This is a genomic window from Halorussus caseinilyticus, assembly GCF_029338395.1.
In the GTDB taxonomy this organism is placed as follows: Archaea; Halobacteriota; Halobacteria; order Halobacteriales; family Haladaptataceae; genus Halorussus; species Halorussus caseinilyticus.
In genome coordinates, this window is the sequence record NZ_CP119809.1 from 1,277,867 (window position 1) to 1,292,077 (window position 14,211).

General features: G+C 66.9%; 17 protein-coding genes. 11 read left to right on the forward strand and 6 right to left on the reverse strand.

Annotated elements, in window-relative coordinates; translation table 11 throughout:
* The first annotated feature begins 71 nt into the window (after positions 1-71).
* A complete protein-coding gene (locus tag P2T60_RS06485) occupies positions 72-545 on the forward strand; it encodes a hypothetical protein (RefSeq protein WP_382210390.1) in 474 nt (157 codons plus the stop codon).
* Between the two features lie 102 nt (positions 546-647).
* On the opposite strand, the gene P2T60_RS06490 is transcribed toward P2T60_RS06485, so the two are convergent.
* On the reverse strand, positions 648-1,301 hold the full coding sequence (locus tag P2T60_RS06490; protein ID WP_276281737.1) for a glycerophosphodiester phosphodiesterase: 654 nt from the start codon (positions 1,299-1,301) through the stop codon (positions 648-650).
* Between the two features lie 137 nt (positions 1,302-1,438).
* Here P2T60_RS06490 and P2T60_RS06495 point away from each other — a divergent pair, with 137 nt between their 5' ends.
* The 5 genes from P2T60_RS06495 to P2T60_RS06515 all read left to right on the forward strand — a co-directional run bounded on the left by P2T60_RS06495 (position 1,439) and on the right by P2T60_RS06515 (position 5,019).
* Positions 1,439-2,176 carry a metal-dependent hydrolase gene (locus tag P2T60_RS06495; protein ID WP_276281738.1) on the forward strand — a complete coding sequence of 246 codons (738 nt, stop codon included), beginning with the start codon at positions 1,439-1,441 and terminating at the stop codon, positions 2,174-2,176.
* 131 nt (positions 2,177-2,307) lie between these two features.
* A complete protein-coding gene (locus P2T60_RS06500; protein WP_276281739.1) occupies positions 2,308-3,312 on the forward strand; it encodes a lysylphosphatidylglycerol synthase domain-containing protein in 1,005 nt (334 codons plus the stop codon).
* 77 nt (positions 3,313-3,389) lie between these two features.
* Positions 3,390-3,785, forward strand: a complete 396-nt coding sequence (locus tag P2T60_RS06505; RefSeq protein WP_276281740.1) for an OsmC family protein — start codon at positions 3,390-3,392, stop codon at positions 3,783-3,785.
* 110 nt (positions 3,786-3,895) lie between these two features.
* Positions 3,896-4,354, forward strand: a complete 459-nt coding sequence (locus P2T60_RS06510; RefSeq protein WP_276281741.1) for a DUF5799 family protein — start codon at positions 3,896-3,898, stop codon at positions 4,352-4,354.
* The gene (locus P2T60_RS06515) at positions 4,354-5,019 is read left to right on the forward strand and encodes a protein sorting system archaetidylserine decarboxylase (protein WP_276281742.1); all 666 of its coding nucleotides are present in this window, start codon (positions 4,354-4,356) and stop codon (positions 5,017-5,019) included. The genes P2T60_RS06510 and P2T60_RS06515 overlap by 1 nt, the downstream gene beginning before the upstream one ends.
* Here the strand turns inward: P2T60_RS06515 and P2T60_RS06520 are convergent.
* The 3 genes from P2T60_RS06520 to P2T60_RS06530 are packed head-to-tail and all read right to left on the reverse strand — an operon-like array spanning position 5,004 to position 7,370.
* Positions 5,004-5,159 (reverse strand): DUF7557 family protein, encoded by a 156-nt coding sequence (locus tag P2T60_RS06520; protein ID WP_276281743.1) that lies wholly within the window; start codon positions 5,157-5,159, stop codon positions 5,004-5,006. The two genes, P2T60_RS06515 and P2T60_RS06520, sit on opposite strands and share 16 nt — an antisense overlap.
* 52 nt (positions 5,160-5,211) lie before the next feature.
* Positions 5,212-6,834, reverse strand: coding sequence for a GMC family oxidoreductase (locus tag P2T60_RS06525; RefSeq protein ID WP_276281744.1), 1,623 nt, complete (start codon positions 6,832-6,834; stop codon positions 5,212-5,214).
* Positions 6,831-7,370 carry a gluconate 2-dehydrogenase subunit 3 family protein gene (locus P2T60_RS06530; RefSeq protein WP_276281745.1) on the reverse strand — a complete coding sequence of 180 codons (540 nt, stop codon included), beginning with the start codon at positions 7,368-7,370 and terminating at the stop codon, positions 6,831-6,833. The genes P2T60_RS06525 and P2T60_RS06530 overlap by 4 nt, the downstream gene beginning before the upstream one ends.
* 106 nt (positions 7,371-7,476) lie before the next feature.
* On the opposite strand from P2T60_RS06530, the gene P2T60_RS06535 reads away from it, so the two are divergent.
* The 4 genes from P2T60_RS06535 to P2T60_RS06550 all read left to right on the forward strand — a co-directional run bounded on the left by P2T60_RS06535 (position 7,477) and on the right by P2T60_RS06550 (position 11,089).
* The gene (locus P2T60_RS06535) at positions 7,477-7,659 is read left to right on the forward strand and encodes a hypothetical protein (RefSeq protein WP_276281746.1); all 183 of its coding nucleotides are present in this window, start codon (positions 7,477-7,479) and stop codon (positions 7,657-7,659) included.
* 151 nt (positions 7,660-7,810) lie between these two features.
* Positions 7,811-7,990 (forward strand): hypothetical protein, encoded by a 180-nt coding sequence (locus P2T60_RS06540; protein ID WP_276281747.1) that lies wholly within the window; start codon positions 7,811-7,813, stop codon positions 7,988-7,990.
* A 115-nt stretch (positions 7,991-8,105) separates the two neighbouring features.
* Entirely contained in the window at positions 8,106-9,746 is a 1,641-nt protein-coding gene (locus P2T60_RS06545) for an acetate--CoA ligase (RefSeq protein WP_276281748.1), read from the forward strand.
* 182 nt (positions 9,747-9,928) lie between these two features.
* Positions 9,929-11,089, forward strand: coding sequence for a sensor histidine kinase (locus P2T60_RS06550; protein ID WP_276281749.1), 1,161 nt, complete (start codon positions 9,929-9,931; stop codon positions 11,087-11,089).
* Here P2T60_RS06550 and P2T60_RS06555 read toward each other — a convergent pair.
* Together P2T60_RS06555 and yciH are read right to left on the reverse strand one after the other, a co-directional pair.
* A complete protein-coding gene (locus tag P2T60_RS06555) occupies positions 11,065-12,051 on the reverse strand; it encodes an asparaginase (protein ID WP_276281750.1) in 987 nt (328 codons plus the stop codon). The genes P2T60_RS06550 and P2T60_RS06555 overlap by 25 nt on opposite strands.
* Positions 12,052-12,119: 68 nt before the next feature.
* Complete coding sequence (gene yciH, locus P2T60_RS06560) at positions 12,120-12,422, reverse strand: stress response translation initiation inhibitor YciH (RefSeq protein ID WP_276281751.1); 303 nt, start codon at positions 12,420-12,422, stop codon at positions 12,120-12,122.
* Positions 12,423-12,521: 99 nt separating this feature from the next.
* On the opposite strand from yciH, the gene P2T60_RS06565 reads away from it, so the two are divergent.
* Positions 12,522-14,192, forward strand: coding sequence for an aldehyde ferredoxin oxidoreductase family protein (locus tag P2T60_RS06565; RefSeq protein ID WP_276281752.1), 1,671 nt, complete (start codon positions 12,522-12,524; stop codon positions 14,190-14,192).
* The last annotated feature ends 19 nt before the right edge of the window (positions 14,193-14,211 follow it).

Genomic DNA, 14,211 nt, shown 5'->3' on the forward strand with positions numbered 1-14,211 from the left:
ACGGCGCTGACTCGGCGTCCGACCCCGAGCGAGCGTCCGGGCGCGAGCGCCCGGACGCGAGCGACCACCCGATGGTCGGTCAGCGACACGACGAGGCCGAACTCCCCGTCTTCCCGCCCGCAATCGTCCGCGAGGAAGTCGAATCGACCGGCCGAGTCGGTGCGGTGGCCTACCCTTACCGGGTGTACGAGACCGAAGTCGAAGTTGACCGACCCCTGCTGTCGCCCCGGCGCGACCGGCGGGTCGTCAGCGTGGACTGCTCGCGGCGGCTCGCGCTTCGGGCCGACACCGTGCCGGAGTTCGAGACCCGGACGGTCGAGGACGCGCTGGTGTTGCCCAGCGAACTCTCGCCCGAACAGGCCGACGAGAAGGCCCGAGACGCCGTGTTCAAGTGGACGCTCCGCACGTCGATTCTCGGCGACGTGCCGGACGTGGAGTTCGCTCGGGTCGCCGACGCCTACAAGTTGTTCTGGTTGGCGGAGCGACCCGACGGCGACGTGATTCTCGACAGCGTGAACGGGAACGAGCGGTTGCTCGACGACTGACCGGTCCCAATCGGGACCGGTCAGTCGTCGAGCAATGTTTTCCGTTCTCTCGCAATTTTATTTATTTATCTAACAATGGTTTTTCTATCTCCGGACCGGCACTCACAGCGGTTGCGTCGCTATCACGCCGTCTACTCCCCGCCGGACCAGCGCCCACGCGAGCGTCCGTGACCCGACCGGCCACGCGTGGACGGCCATGTCCGCGTCGTGGGCGCGGTCCACGAGGTCGGTCGCCAGACACAGCGTCCAGTGTGGGTTGACGTACTCGCAGTCGAGCGCCTCGGCGGTCCGGAAGTTGGCCTCGGGTCGAACGTCGAAGTTGAACGCCAGCGGCATCGACTCGTCCAGCATCCGGGTCCGCCAGAGCGGGTCGGGGTGGAGCGACGAGACCACGATGTCGTTCTCGACGCCCGACAGCGCGGCCAGCAGGTCGGCCACGATGCCAGTCTCCTTCACCTCGACGTTGAGACCGACGCTCGGCGGAATCGCCGCCAACGCTTCGGTCAGCAGGGGGACGCCCGCGTCGGACTCCTCGACGCGGAGGTCCGCGAGTTTCGACGCCGAGAGGTCGTCCACCTCGCCCGTCCCGTCGGTGACGAACGCCACGTCGTCCCAGTGGCAGACCACGAGTTCGCCGGTGGCGCACCGCCGCGCGTCGATTTCGACCGCACCCGCGAACTGGGAGGCGCGTCGGACGGCCCGAACCGTGTTCTCGGGATGCTGGTCGCCGAAGCCTCGGTGGGCGGTTACTTGCACGCCGAGGAGTTCGCCGCCGAGCGCAAAGTGGTTGGCGGCGGGCCGCGGAAGTCGCCGGACGTTCGGTGCGATTCTCCTCGAACGACGCCCCGCGCCAACATCTTTTAAGTGTGAAACGGGTGTAGTTTCGCCCGCACATGAAAATCACTTGGTACGGCCACTCGACGTTCCACGTCGAAGTCGGCGAGACCGACCTGCTCGTAGACCCCTTCTTCGACAATCCGAAGACCGACACCGACCCCGAGGAACTCGACCCGGACTACCTCCTGTTGACTCACGGCCACGCCGACCACATCGGCGACGTGGACCGCTACGAGGGCACGAAACTGGTCGCCACGCCCGAGGTCGTGGAGTACTGCCGCGACGAGTACGGCGACTTCGAGGCCGTCGGCGGCATGGGGATGAACCTCGGCGGCACCGTCGAGTGCGACGACGCCTTCGTCACGATGGTCCGTGCCGACCACACCAACGGCATGGACACGAGTTACGGCGCGTCGGGCGGCATGCCCGCCGGGTTCGTCGTCAGCGACACCAAGCCGACTCAGATTTCCGACGCGGAGAGCCAGTCGTTCTACCACGCCGGGGACACCTCGCTCCAGACCGAGATGCGTGAAGTCGTCGGCCCGTACCTCGAACCCGACGTGGCCGCGGTGCCCATCGGCGACCACTTCACCATGGGACCGATGCAGGCCGCCATCGCCGTCGATTGGGTGGACGCCGACTACGCCCTCCCGATGCACTACGACACCTTCCCGCCCATCGAACAGGACCCCGAGGACTTCCGCAAGGAGGTCAAAGGGACGGGTAGCGACGCCGAAGTCCGGATTCTCGACGGCGACGAGACGTTCGACCTCGGAGAGGAACTGGACTACTGACTCCGGCGGCGGTTCGTTCGCCGCTCGTCGCTTTTTCCCGACCAACGGATAAATATCCGTATTTAGACGTATATATAACTCATAGAAACTGTAAACGGTCCGTCGGGAACTCCCTCGCGTATGGTGCCACGATGCGGCGAGTAGTCCGATTTCTCGTCGGAGTCACGCTCGGCGGCAGTGCCTTCGTCGCCTACCTCCGGTTCGTCGGCGTGGACAGCGTGGTAACGCGAGCGACCGCAATCGCGCCGTGGGCGGTCCCGGTCGTCGTCGCGTTGGTCGTCGCCGAGGGTCTGGCCGACGGTATCGGCGTCTGGGCCTCGGTGAACCCCCTCGGAGACGGTCTCTCTCCCGGCCAAGCCGTCCAGTTCGCGCTCGCCGGGGACTTCTTCGACACGCTGAGTCCCGCGGGTCCGGTGAGTTCCGAACCAATCATGGCCCGGTTCATCGGCGTCACGACCGGGACGACCTACAGCGAGGCGCTCGGGGTCCGGGGCGTCGCCAAGTACGTCAAGTCGGGGAGCCAACTGCTCGTCTCGACGGTCCTCGCGGTCGTTCTCCTCGTCGGCACGCCCTCCGCGCGGTTCGTCGCGGTCACGCTCGGCGGGTCGCTGGTGGGTCTGGTCGCGGTGGGCGGTCTCGCGGTCCGGTCGCGCGACCGGATTTCCGGGGTCCTCGTCGCTCTCCTCGGCCCGGTCGTCGCCCGGCTTTCGTCGCTGTACCGGGAGACGCCTCACGACCGGTCGGTCGTGGCGAGCGCCCTCGACCGGTTCTGGTCGCGGGTCGTCCGGTTCCGCGACGAACCGGAACTGGTCGCGCTGGTGGGTCTCGGCGGGGTCCTCGAACAACTGCTGACCGCGGCGGCGCTCTGGGTCGCGCTCGCCGGGACCGGAACCCCCGTCGGTCTGCTCCCAATCGTCGCGCTGATTCCGCTCCCGCAGGTCGCCAGCGTCGTCCCGGTCCCGGCAAGCGTCGGCGCGTACGACGTACTCCTCGGTGGCGCGCTCGCCGTCGTCACGGGCGCACCGGCACCCGCGACTGCCGCCGCGGTGGTGGTCGTCCGAACCGTCAGCATCCCGTTCGGTCTCTCGGCGGGCGGTCTCTCCGCGGCGTTCCTTCGCGGATGGCGTCCCCGCTGAGCGGGTCTCTCGCCGGTCGCGCTCGTTTTCGCCCTGAGAGCAAACCTTAGGGGTCTGGCGGGCGACGTTCGGGACGCATGTCGAAGAACGTCATCACGATTTCGAAAGAGGGGTACAAGGCCGACAACGACATCCGGGACTTCGACCTCACCATCGACGCGACCGGCGAGGAGGCCCCGGACACGCTCGAAATCCTGCTCGCGGCCTACGGGTCGTGCTACGTACCCGCGCTCCGCGTCGGGGCCGAACAGCGCGACGTTGGCGACCTCGGTCGCATCGAAATCGACGTAAGCGGGGACCTGAACGACGACGACAAACTGGAGGCCGTCGAGTTCACGATTCGGACCGAGACGGAGATGGACGACGAGCAAGCCGACGAGGTGGTCGCGCGGGCGAACGAACTGTGTAAAGTCCACGACGCGCTGAAGTCCGAACTGAAAGCCAGTATCGCGGTCGAGAGCGGCGCGTTCTGAGACCGGACCGGACCGCGAACTCGGCTCTCTTTTCAGTCTCGGCGAAGGCCGGGACGCAGACGCGGCGAGTAGGAAAACCCTCATACCCTCCCCAACCGAATAGGTCGGGTATGACCGAACGCGCGTGGCAGGACCTCGTTGTCGGCGACCGGATGGCCGTCGATAAGGAGTTCGCACAGCAAGTCACGGACTCGCAGTTCTCCCGGCAGGAGTGGGGTCTCATCATGACCGCGGTGGAGTTCGAAATCGAGAACCCGTCGGACGACGAGCAGGCGCGCATCGTCGCCGACACCTCGAAAGTAGAGCAGGTGATGCCCGAACTGGAGAACATCCGGAACCAGATGAACTCCATGGCGGGCGCTGGCGGCGGTGGCGGCGAGCAGGGCGGCGGTGGCGGCGTCTTCGACTCCGTGAAAGACGCCCTCGGTCTCGGCGGCGGCGGTGGCGGCGTGGACCAAGACCGGGTGGACGCCGCGAGTCGCCTCGCTCAGGAGTACGCGAGCGAACTCCAGCAACGACTCGAATCGCAGGGCAAGTGGGCGAAGGTCCGCGAGGCCGCGGGCAACTGATGGCCGGAGAGAAGTCCCCCGAACAGCGGCCGCCGAACCCCGATTCCGACCGGTTCGCGCCGGGCGCGTGGCGCTACGCCCTCGCGGGGTTCGCGCTCGCGGTTCCGGCCGCGATACTCGCTCGACTCCGCGACCGGTCGCGGGCGTGGGGTCTCGGATTCGCCCTGTTGGGCGTCGGTGCCCTGCTGTTCCACCGCGACCCCGACCGGACGCCGCCCGACTCGGGCGTCCTCGCGCCCGCCGACGGCCGGGTCTCGGTCGTCCGCGAGGAGGGCGACCGGGTTCGGGTCGGCGTGTTCATGAACGTCACCGACGTTCACGTCAACCGCGCGCCGCTAGGCGGGCGTGTCGAGGCGGTCGAACACGAACCCGGCAAGCACCGCCCGGCGTTCTCGAAGGAGTCGGACAAAAACGAGAAACTCCACGTCCGCTTCGCCGACCACGACGTGACGCTCATCGCCGGAGCGTTCGCGCGCCGCATCCACCCCTACGTCGAGTCCGGCGACGAACTCGGCCGCGGCGAGCGACTCGGCCACGTCTCGTTCGGCAGTCGCGCCGACGTTCTGCTCCCCGAATCGGTCGGTCTCGGGGACGTGGCCGTCGAGCGCGGCCAGAAGGTGCGGGCGGGCGAGACGGTACTCGCGGACACTCAGTCGCCGCTGTAGTCTCCGCCGTGGAACAGCGTGCGCTCCTCGGCCTCGTAGATGTTGATGAGTTCCTCGACGATTTCGTCGTAGGACTCGTCTTCGACCCGGAGGCTGTCGAGGCGCTCTATCGTCTCCTCGTCCAGTTGAACTTTGGGCATCGGAGCGAAGTAAGCCGTCGAACCTCTTAAGCGACAGGGCGGGAGCGGCACCTCACAACCGGTCGTCCACGTGGTCGGCGGCCTTCAGCGCGAGGGCCGCGATTGTCAGCGTCGGGTTCAGCGCGCCGCCGGTCACGAAGACGCTACTCGACGCAACCGACAGATTCCGCAGGTCGTGAGTCCGGAGTCGCGGGTTCACCACGCTCTCGTCGGGGTCGGTACCCATCCGGGTCGTGCCCATGTGGTGGCACGCCGGGCCGGTGTTCGACGGGCCGACCGACCACGAGACTTCGACGCCCAACTCGTCCAGAATCGCGCGCTGAATCTCGTTGGCCCGCCGGATGCTGGCCTCCGTCCGGTCGTCCACCCGCCAGTGGATTTCGGGCACCGGATTCCCGTGGTCGTCGGTCGTCGAGCGGTCGAGCGTGATGCGGTTCTCCTTGCGCGGACGCTGGCCGACCAACCCGCCCATCGCAATCGAGTTGCCGTAGCTCTCCCGGAGAGTGTCCAACAGGTCGTCGCCGAACTCCTCGCCCGAGAGCGCCATCTCGACCGGCGAGGGACCGGCGTAGTTCAAGAACTCCAGTTTGATGCTGTCGGGGGCCTTCTCGCCGCTCTCGTTGGACCACTCGGGAATCCCGCCCGCCGACCCCTCGGTCCCTCTCGTCGGGTCGTCGTAGAACTGGTGGCACTCGCTGGTGATGAACCCGACGTGGTTCTGGCGGGTCTCGCGGTCTATCGTCCCGCCCATCCCCGCGAAGAGGTGGTCCATGAAGTACCGGCCGACCGCGCCCGAGGAGTTGGCGAGACCGTCGGGGTACTGACCGGATTCGGACAGGAGCAGGAGGCGCGGAATCTCGACGCCGCCCGCCGCGAGGACGAACTCGCGGGCCGCCTGTCGGTGGGTCTCGCCGTCGGGCGTGGCGTAGACCGCCGCGGTCACGCGCTCGCCCGAGTCGTCGTGTTCGAGGCGCTGGACCGGGGCTTGGTCTACGACTCGCGCGCCTTCCGCCTCCGCCTTCTCGACGTGGTGGTCGGCCGAGTACTTCGCGCCGGAGGGACACACCGGCTTGCAGGTGCCGTACCCGACGCACGAACTCCGTCCGTCGTAGCCCTCGCTGTTTCGCGCGTTGGGCACCGAGTGCATCGTCACCCCCAGTCGCTCGCAGGTCTCGGCGAAGATGGAGTCGCTGTAGGAGGGCGGGAAGGCGGACATCGGGTACGGTTCCTCTCGGGGCGGGGCGTAGGGGTTGTCGTCCGCGCCCGAGACGCCCAGCGCTCGCTCCGCCTCGGCGTAGTAGGGCCGCAGGTCGTCGTAGTCGATGGGCCACTGCTCGAAGTCCGACTCGTGGAGGCGCATCACCATCCCCTGCCAGTGAAGCGTCGTGCCGCCGACGCCCTTCACGCGGGCGGCGTTCAGCGGGTAGAACCACTCGCCGCCGGAGGTGAACCGGTCTCGGGGACCGCCCATCTCCCACACCGAGAGCGGGCCGTGGGCGGGTCGAATCGCCCGTTCCATGCGCTCTTTTCGGTCGGCGAAGTCGAAGCGTTCGCCCGCTTCCAGAACCACCACGTCGCGGCCCCGGTCGGCGAGTCGGTGGGCGACGAGCGCGCCCGCGGGTCCGGCCCCGACCACGCACACGTCCGCACGGGGCGACGGGGTTCGGTCGGTCATCCTCGGCCTCCGTCGGAGTTCGGCCCCCGCCGATAGCTTCCGGTCCCGCCGGGGTGTCCCTGCGGGTTCTCGATGCCGACGAGTCTCCCGCCGGTCGGCGAGGTGTAGAGGGCGTACAGCAGTTCGTTGACGAGGAAGTACCGGACCCGGGCCGGGTCGCTCCCCTCTGGGTCGGGACTCGCGGTATCGACGCCCATCTGGTCCAGCACGGACTCGCGGGTCTCGGCGTCCAACTCCCGGAAGTCGTCGTCGTGCCACGTCCGGGCGTACTCGTCGAGCGTCGAGAGCGCGGCCACCACCCCCTCGCGGTACTCGGGTCGGTCCTCGACTCGGCCGAGCGCGTAGGTCCGGACGAACTCCTCGACGCCCGAGACCGGCGAGGGGTAGACGACTTCCGCGAGCGACAGCAGGGACGCCATCCGGTCTTCGGGCGAGGGGTCGTCGGCGAAGGGATTGCCCGTCAGCACCGCGCCGGTGCCGACGGCGACGCCGCCCGCCGCGAGTGCGGCCAGCGCGTCCCGACGAGTCAGTTCCATTCGGGACGAGTTAGGTCGGCCTAAAACTTAGGGGTTGCCATGTCGGACCGGTCGGCCGAACGTGTCCGGAGTCGGAACCAAACCCCGCGCCGTCGTACCGTCGAGCATGGTAGACGACCACACACGTCTCCGGGGTGGAATCGCACTCGTCGCGCTCGGGACCGTCCTGCTTTTCGGACCCGTCGCGCTCGGCCTGCCGTTCGCGGGGACGGCGGGCGCGGTTGCCGTGTTGGGTCTGGCCGCCGGTGCCGTGCTGGTCGGCACCGCGGGCGACGGGCGTCCGGTGTGAGCGCGACGGCGAGAAATGTAAATCGTTATTTAAGAAACTAAACTATTTGTTTCGGAACGAGATACATTTGTCTAGACGCACTCCCGACCGTGACGGCCGTAGACGAGTTTCGGCACCCGAAGCTAAGTGGCCGGGCGTCGAGACCGGTTGCATGGACGACAACACGCAACTCTGGGGCGGGGCAGTCCTCCTCTTTCTCGGTGCGCTGATTCTGTTCGCGCCGCAGATACTCACCCTGCAGTACACGTCGCTGTTGCTCGCAGTCGCCGTCCTCGTCCTCGCGGCGGGTGCGCTTCTGGTCGGCCTGTCGAGGCGCGGACGCGCCGTCTGAAGTCGTCGCGCCGGTCGGTCTCGTCTCTGCGCCGCGACGGTTTCCGTCGCGGCGCACTCCCGCGATTCGGGAACGAGCGATACAATGAAATATCCGTCTGTCGAGGATTCAGGATATGCCTCTCGACTACGAGCGCGAACGCGAGACATTCGAGTGGGACATCCCGGACGACTACAACGTACCGGCGGTGGTCGAGGACCACGCCGAGTCGTTCGGCGACCGACTCGCGGTCCGGTTCCGCGACGACGAGGGCGGCGAGGCCGAGCGAACCTACGCCGAGATTCGGGACGACGCCAACCGGTTCGCCAACGCGCTGGCCGACCTCGGCGTCGGCGAGGGCGACCGGGTGATGCACCTGTTCCCGCGCCACCCCGACGCCTTCGCCATCCAAGTCGGCGCGCTGGCCCGCGGCGCGCTTCTGGTCCCCTGTTCGGCCATGCTCAAGCCGAAAGACCTCGCCTTCCGCGCGAACGACTGCGAGGCCGAGACCGTCGTCGTCCACGAGGACCTGACCGAGATGGTCGAACCGATTCTTTCCGAGACGCCGATTTCGCGCGTGGTCGTCCTCTCCGCCGAGGGCGAGACCGTCGAGCGCGAGGACTGGCACGCCTTCGAGGACCTCGTAGCGGAACACGACGCCGACCACGAGGGACCGGCCCTCGCCGCCGAGGACCCGATGTCCATCAACTACACCAGCGGAACGACCGGCCAACCCAAACCCGTCCTCCACCGCCACCGGTGGCTTCGGTGCTTCGAACTCGTGAACGGCCCGTACTGGTGGGGCGTCACCAGCGAGACCGACTTCTCCGAGGAACTGCTCTGGGCGACCACCGGCACCGGGTGGGCCAAGTGGTTCTGGAGTCCGGTCGGCGTGGCGCTGACGACCGGCGCGCCCCAGTTCGTCTACGAGGGCGACTTCGACCCCGAGACGTTCCTCGACCTGATGGACGAGGAGGGGGTCACCCGCCTCTGTGCGGTGCCGACCCAGTACCGGATGTTCACGCAGGTGGACGACCTCGCGGGCTACGACCTCGCGCTCGAAGAGGCGGTCTCGGCGGGCGAACCGCTCAACCGCGAACCGATTCAGGAGTTCGAGGACGCCTTCGGCGTCACCCCCCGCGACGGCTACGGCCAGACCGAAACCGTCGCCCTCGTCACCAACTACCCCGGCATCGACGTGAAACCCGGAAGCATGGGCAAGCCGGTGCCCGGTATCGACGTGACCCTGCTCGACACCCAAGACGAGGAGGAGGTCGAACCCGGCGAGACCGGCGAAATCGGCGTCCCCGTGGACAGTCCCGCCATCTTCGACGGCTACTACGAGAAACCAGACCTCGACGCCGAAACCTTCCACGGCGACTACTACCGGACCGGGGACCTCGCCCGGATGGACGAGGACGGCTACTTCTTCTTCGAGGGCCGGGCCGACGACATCATCATCTCGTCGGGCTACCGCATCGGCCCGTTCGAGGTCGAAGACGCCCTCGTGGGACACGAAGCGGTCGCGGAGGCCGCGGCGGTCGCAAGCCCCCACGACGAACGCGGGAACGTCGTCAAAGCCTACGTCGTCCTCGCCGACGGCTACGAGGGCGACGACGAGTTGACCGACCAACTCCAAACGTACATGAAAGAGGAGACGGCCCCGTACAAGTATCCGCGCCGCATCGAGTACGTCGAGGAACTCCCGACGACTTCCAGCGGGAAGATTCGACGCATCGAGCTTCGAGAGGAGGAACGCCAAAAGTTCGGCGAGTAATATATCTAGTTTCGATTATACGTCTTCGAAAACCGACGCCGCTCGACAGTCGCTACCGACACGAATCGGGACATTCACCGGACAGAGACGCCGATACCTGACGTGACGTTCGTTCGCGTGTCTCTGTCTAGTATGGTGACAATCAACAAGACCTATCACAGACGGATATAAATTACGAGAATATGAACTTGAAACGTAACTGGCTCCGGCGGAGGAGCGAGAAGTTACTACCGACGCTCGTCGCCGGTCTCGGTAGCGTCTTGTTCCTCGTCTACGTCGGGGAACGTCTCATTCTCTACGAGGGTCAAAACTTTCACTCGAACGGCTTTCTCGCGGACCTGCTCATCGCCGTGACCTTCATCCTGCCGCTCGTAGCTGGCGGCTATCACCTCGCCCGGAGCGACCTTCCACCGAGTCGCTACCCGCGAATCGTGAAGTGGGTCTTCGGCGGGCTAGCCTTCTTCTTCTTCATCAACAGCATCATGATGGCGATTTCGTCGTTCGACACCTTCGCGCTCCGGGTCTCGTGGGGACGATGGGCGGCGAGCGTCGGCGGAACGACCGGCCTGCTGGTCGGCTACATCGAGGCGCGGGCCATCCAGCGCGAACTCGAAGCCCAACGCGCCGCGATACGGGCTGAAGAGGCCGAAAACCAGCGCCAGTGGCTCGACTACCTCAACGGCGTCCTCCGCCACGAGGTGCTGAACACCGCGAACGTCATCGTGGGTTACGCGTCGCTACTGCTCGAAGACGAGAGCCTCGACGACGCCACCAGAGCGCAACTCGAAACGATTCACAGGCAGGGCAAAGACATGACGAAGGTCATCAGGGACGTGCAGGTGTTGTTAGACGCCACGTCTGACGTTGCCCAGTTGGACCCGACGAACCTCTCGGAGATACTCGACGCCGAACTGGACCAACTTCGGGACACGTACGAGTCCGTGACGGTCGAGGCGTCGATACCGGACGACGTGTTCGTGTTGGCCGACGAACTCCTCCCGCGAACGTTCTCGAACCTCCTGCGGAACGCGGTCGAACACAACGACGCCGACTCGCCGGAGGTTCGTCTGAGCGTCGAACGAGTCGGCGACTCGGCCGTCGTCCGAGTCGCCGACAACGGGCCGGGGATTCCGGCGAACCAACACACGACGCTCTTCGAACGCGGCGACAACACCGGGGCCAAACACGGTCTCGGTCTCTATCTCGTCCGGACGCTGGTCGAACGCTACGGCGGGTCCGTCGAGTTGGCCGAGACTGGACCCGACGGGAGCGTCTTCACCGTCGAACTCCCGATAGCCGAGTCAGCGACCGCGGACGGTCACGCCGACGATTCTGCGAAGTAGTCCGCCACCTCGTCGTCCACATCTTCTTGGTCCACCGCTTCCAGCGCCAGCGCGAGTTTCACGCGGGCCTTCCACGGCGCGAGGTCCCCGCCCGGAATCGCGCCCGCGTCCTGCAACGTCTGGCCGCCGCCCGCCGTCCCGTAGACTGCGCCGGTCGCGCCCGCACCGCACCGCGAGGTCACCACGACCGGAACGCCCGCGTCCATCGCCTCGACAATCGCCTCGCCGAGGTCGGTCGTCGCGTTCCCGAGTCCGGTCCCGGCGACGACGATACCGTCCGCACCGGATTCCGCCGCGCGCGTGACCTGCGCTCCGTCCACGCCTGCGGCCGAGACTACCATCTCGACGCGGGCGTCGGTTTCCGTCGTCGGAAGGTAGACCGACTCGCTCTCGGGGTCGCGGTGGAACCGAACGCCGTCGCGGGTCAGCGTGGCGACCGGCCCGTCGTTCGGCGAGGCGAACGCCGCGAGTTTGTGCGAGTGGACCTTCCGCACGTCGCGGGCGGCGTGGAGTTCGTCGTCGAACGCGAGGTAGACTCCCTCCTCGACCCGCCCGTGGGTCGCGGCGCGCACGGCCGCCAGCAGGTTCGCGGGCGCGTCGGAACTCGGTTCGTCCAGTCGGCGCTGTGCGCCCGTGACGACCACCGGAACCGGGAGCGAGCGAGTCAAATCGAGGAAGTAGGCGGTCTCGGCCATCGTGTCGGTGCCGTGGGTCACGACGATAGCGTCGGCACCGTCCTCGACCGCGGCGCGTGCGCGCTCGCCGACTTCCGCCATGATTCCGAAGTCCACGTCGAATCCGGGCACCTGCGAGACCGATTCGACGCTCAGGTCGGCGTAGGCCGAGAGGTCCGGAACCGAGACGAGGAGGTCCTCGCCGTCGAGACTCGGGGCCGCGCCGCCCTCGTCTGGCGTGCTTGCAATCGTTCCGCCGGTCGCGACGACGTGAACTCGCGGGAGCATACGCCTACTCGCGTCCGACGAGTCCAAGAACTTACGGAATCGCGCGCGTTTGCCGACACCGGGTCCGACTACTCGACCCGAAAGCCTTCGTCGCGCAGAATCTCGTCGACGCGCTCGCGGTGGTCGCCCTGTAGTTCGATGCGGTCGTCGTCCACGGTCCCGCCGGTGGCGAGATTGCTCTTGAGCGTCGAGGCCAGTTCGCCCACGTCCACCGACGACCGGTCGAACCCCTCCACGATGGTCATCGCTTTCCCGTAGGTTCGCTCTTCGACTCTGACCGAGAGCTGTTGCTCCGCTCGACCGAGGTCCTCGTCGATTCCGAGTTCGTCCGGAAGCCCCGCCACGTCGCTGATGTCTTTGTCTTCCCCCATGCTCGGACGTAGGCGGTCCGCACCTTTCAGACTTCCCCGAGTCGAGTCGGCTACCGCAATCCCCGGATTTACGTGCTTCCGTCCGAACCCCCGGTAGAGATGTTACGCGCCAAAGGGACGCTCCTGACCATCGACCTGAGCGAGCGTGAGACCCGCGAAGAGAACGTCGAGGACGTACTGGAATCGTTCGTCGGGGGTCGCGGCGTCGCAACCAAACTGGCCCACGACCGGATTCCGTTCGACGCCGACCCACTCGGCCCGGACAACCGCCTCTACTTCTCGTCGGGACCGCTCCAACAGTCCCGGATGAGTTTCACCGGGCGGATGAACGCCACGGCGATTTCACCGCTGACCGACGGGATTCGCTCGACCAACGCGGGCGGGTTCCTCTCACGGAACTTCGTGGAGACGGGCCACCCCGTCGTGGAGTTCGTCGGCGAGAGCGACGAGTTGCTGGCGGTCCACGTCACCGACGAGGGCGTCGAGTTCGAGGCAGTGCCCGAACTCGAAGGGGCGGAAGTCTCGGCCACCAGCGAGTACGTCGAGGCGTCTTGCGGACTCGGGTCCGAACACCTCGTGACCGCGGGACCGGCGGGCGAGAACGAAGTCCGGTTCGCGGCCGTCATGACCTCCGATACGCGGGCGTTCGGTCGCGGCGGTCTCGGCGCGGTGATGGGTGCGAAGAATCTCAAGTGCGTCAGCTTCGACGGCGACTCCGCGCCCGAAATCGAGGTGCCCGACGTGCAGGCCGAAATCCACCGGGACGCCGCGACCGCCGACGACTCGATGAAGCGACAGGGGACGACCGGCGGCACCGAGTTCATCAACGACGAGTTCTCGCTCCCGACGCGCTACTTCTCGGAGATGGAGTTCGAGGACGCCGAGAACATCGGCGGCGACGCCGTAGAGGAAAAGAAGTACAAGCGCGGCACCTGCTCGCAGTGCGCGTTCGGGTGCAAGCTTCCGACCAGAGACGAGGAGACCGGTCTCGAAACCGAGGGACCGGAGTTCGAGACGGTCTTCGCGTTCGGGTCGAACGCGGGCGTCGGCGACATCGTGGACGTGATGAAGTCCAACGAGTTGTGCGACGAACTCGGTCTCGACACCATCTCGGCGGGCGTCACCGTCTCGGCGTACCTCGCCAGCGAAGACGAGTTCGGCAACGCCGAGTTGGTCCACGAACTCGTGGAGAAAATCGCCCGCAGAGAGGGCGTCGGCGATTTGCTCGCGGAGGGCGTGGACCGGTGTCACGACGAGTTGGGCGTCGAAAACTGGACCTCGAAGGGGTTGGAGTTCGCGGCCCACGACGGCCGGGCCATCAACGGGCAAGGTCTCTCCTACGCCACGTCCAACAGCGGGGCCGACCACATGTACTCGGAGATTCTCGGCGCGGAGTACGCGGGCGAACTCGACCCCGAGGGTCTGGAGGGGAAAGCCTCGTTCCTCGCGGAGTCCGAGAACGCCGCGGCGTTCAAGGACAGCGGCATCGTCTGTGCGTTCTCCAGCAGTTACGTCGGCGAAGAGCGCCTCGAAGCCCTCTTCGGCGCGGACCACGACGACCTGCTCGCAATCGGCGCGCGAGTCGTGGAACTCGAACGCCACTTCAACAACCGGCGGGGGTTCGACCGGGGCGACGACGACTTGCCCTACGACCTACCGGAGTTCGAGTCGGCGCTGGACGACTACTACGAGGTCCGGGGCTGGAACGACGACGGCACGGTTCCCGAGAGCCGGATTTCCGGCGACGAGGGCGCGGCGAACGCGGACTGAGCAGGGTCGGAGGGTCGCG

Excerpts from the sequence above, each read along its gene's own strand:
- P2T60_RS06535 (WP_276281746.1), top strand. The coding sequence starts at position 7,477 with ATGGTAGACGACCACACACGTCTCCGGGGTGGAATCGCACTCGTCGCG.
- P2T60_RS06550 (WP_276281749.1), top strand. The coding sequence starts at position 9,929 with ATGAACTTGAAACGTAACTGGCTCCGGCGGAGGAGCGAGAAGTTACTA.
- P2T60_RS06545 (WP_276281748.1), top strand. The coding sequence starts at position 8,106 with ATGCCTCTCGACTACGAGCGCGAACGCGAGACATTCGAGTGGGACATC.
- P2T60_RS06515 (WP_276281742.1), top strand. The coding sequence starts at position 4,354 with ATGGCCGGAGAGAAGTCCCCCGAACAGCGGCCGCCGAACCCCGATTCC.
- P2T60_RS06525 (WP_276281744.1), bottom strand. The coding sequence starts at position 6,834 with ATGACCGACCGAACCCCGTCGCCCCGTGCGGACGTGTGCGTGGTCGGG.
- P2T60_RS06485 (WP_382210390.1), top strand. The coding sequence starts at position 72 with ATGGTCGGTCAGCGACACGACGAGGCCGAACTCCCCGTCTTCCCGCCC.
- P2T60_RS06510 (WP_276281741.1), top strand. The coding sequence starts at position 3,896 with ATGACCGAACGCGCGTGGCAGGACCTCGTTGTCGGCGACCGGATGGCC.
- P2T60_RS06540 (WP_276281747.1), top strand. The coding sequence starts at position 7,811 with ATGGACGACAACACGCAACTCTGGGGCGGGGCAGTCCTCCTCTTTCTC.
- P2T60_RS06555 (WP_276281750.1), bottom strand. The coding sequence starts at position 12,051 with ATGCTCCCGCGAGTTCACGTCGTCGCGACCGGCGGAACGATTGCAAGC.
- P2T60_RS06530 (WP_276281745.1), bottom strand. The coding sequence starts at position 7,370 with ATGGAACTGACTCGTCGGGACGCGCTGGCCGCACTCGCGGCGGGCGGC.
- yciH (WP_276281751.1), bottom strand. The coding sequence starts at position 12,422 with ATGGGGGAAGACAAAGACATCAGCGACGTGGCGGGGCTTCCGGACGAA.
- P2T60_RS06505 (WP_276281740.1), top strand. The coding sequence starts at position 3,390 with ATGTCGAAGAACGTCATCACGATTTCGAAAGAGGGGTACAAGGCCGAC.
- P2T60_RS06500 (WP_276281739.1), top strand. The coding sequence starts at position 2,308 with ATGCGGCGAGTAGTCCGATTTCTCGTCGGAGTCACGCTCGGCGGCAGT.
- P2T60_RS06495 (WP_276281738.1), top strand. The coding sequence starts at position 1,439 with ATGAAAATCACTTGGTACGGCCACTCGACGTTCCACGTCGAAGTCGGC.
- P2T60_RS06565 (WP_276281752.1), top strand. The coding sequence starts at position 12,522 with ATGTTACGCGCCAAAGGGACGCTCCTGACCATCGACCTGAGCGAGCGT.
- P2T60_RS06520 (WP_276281743.1), bottom strand. The coding sequence starts at position 5,159 with ATGCCCAAAGTTCAACTGGACGAGGAGACGATAGAGCGCCTCGACAGC.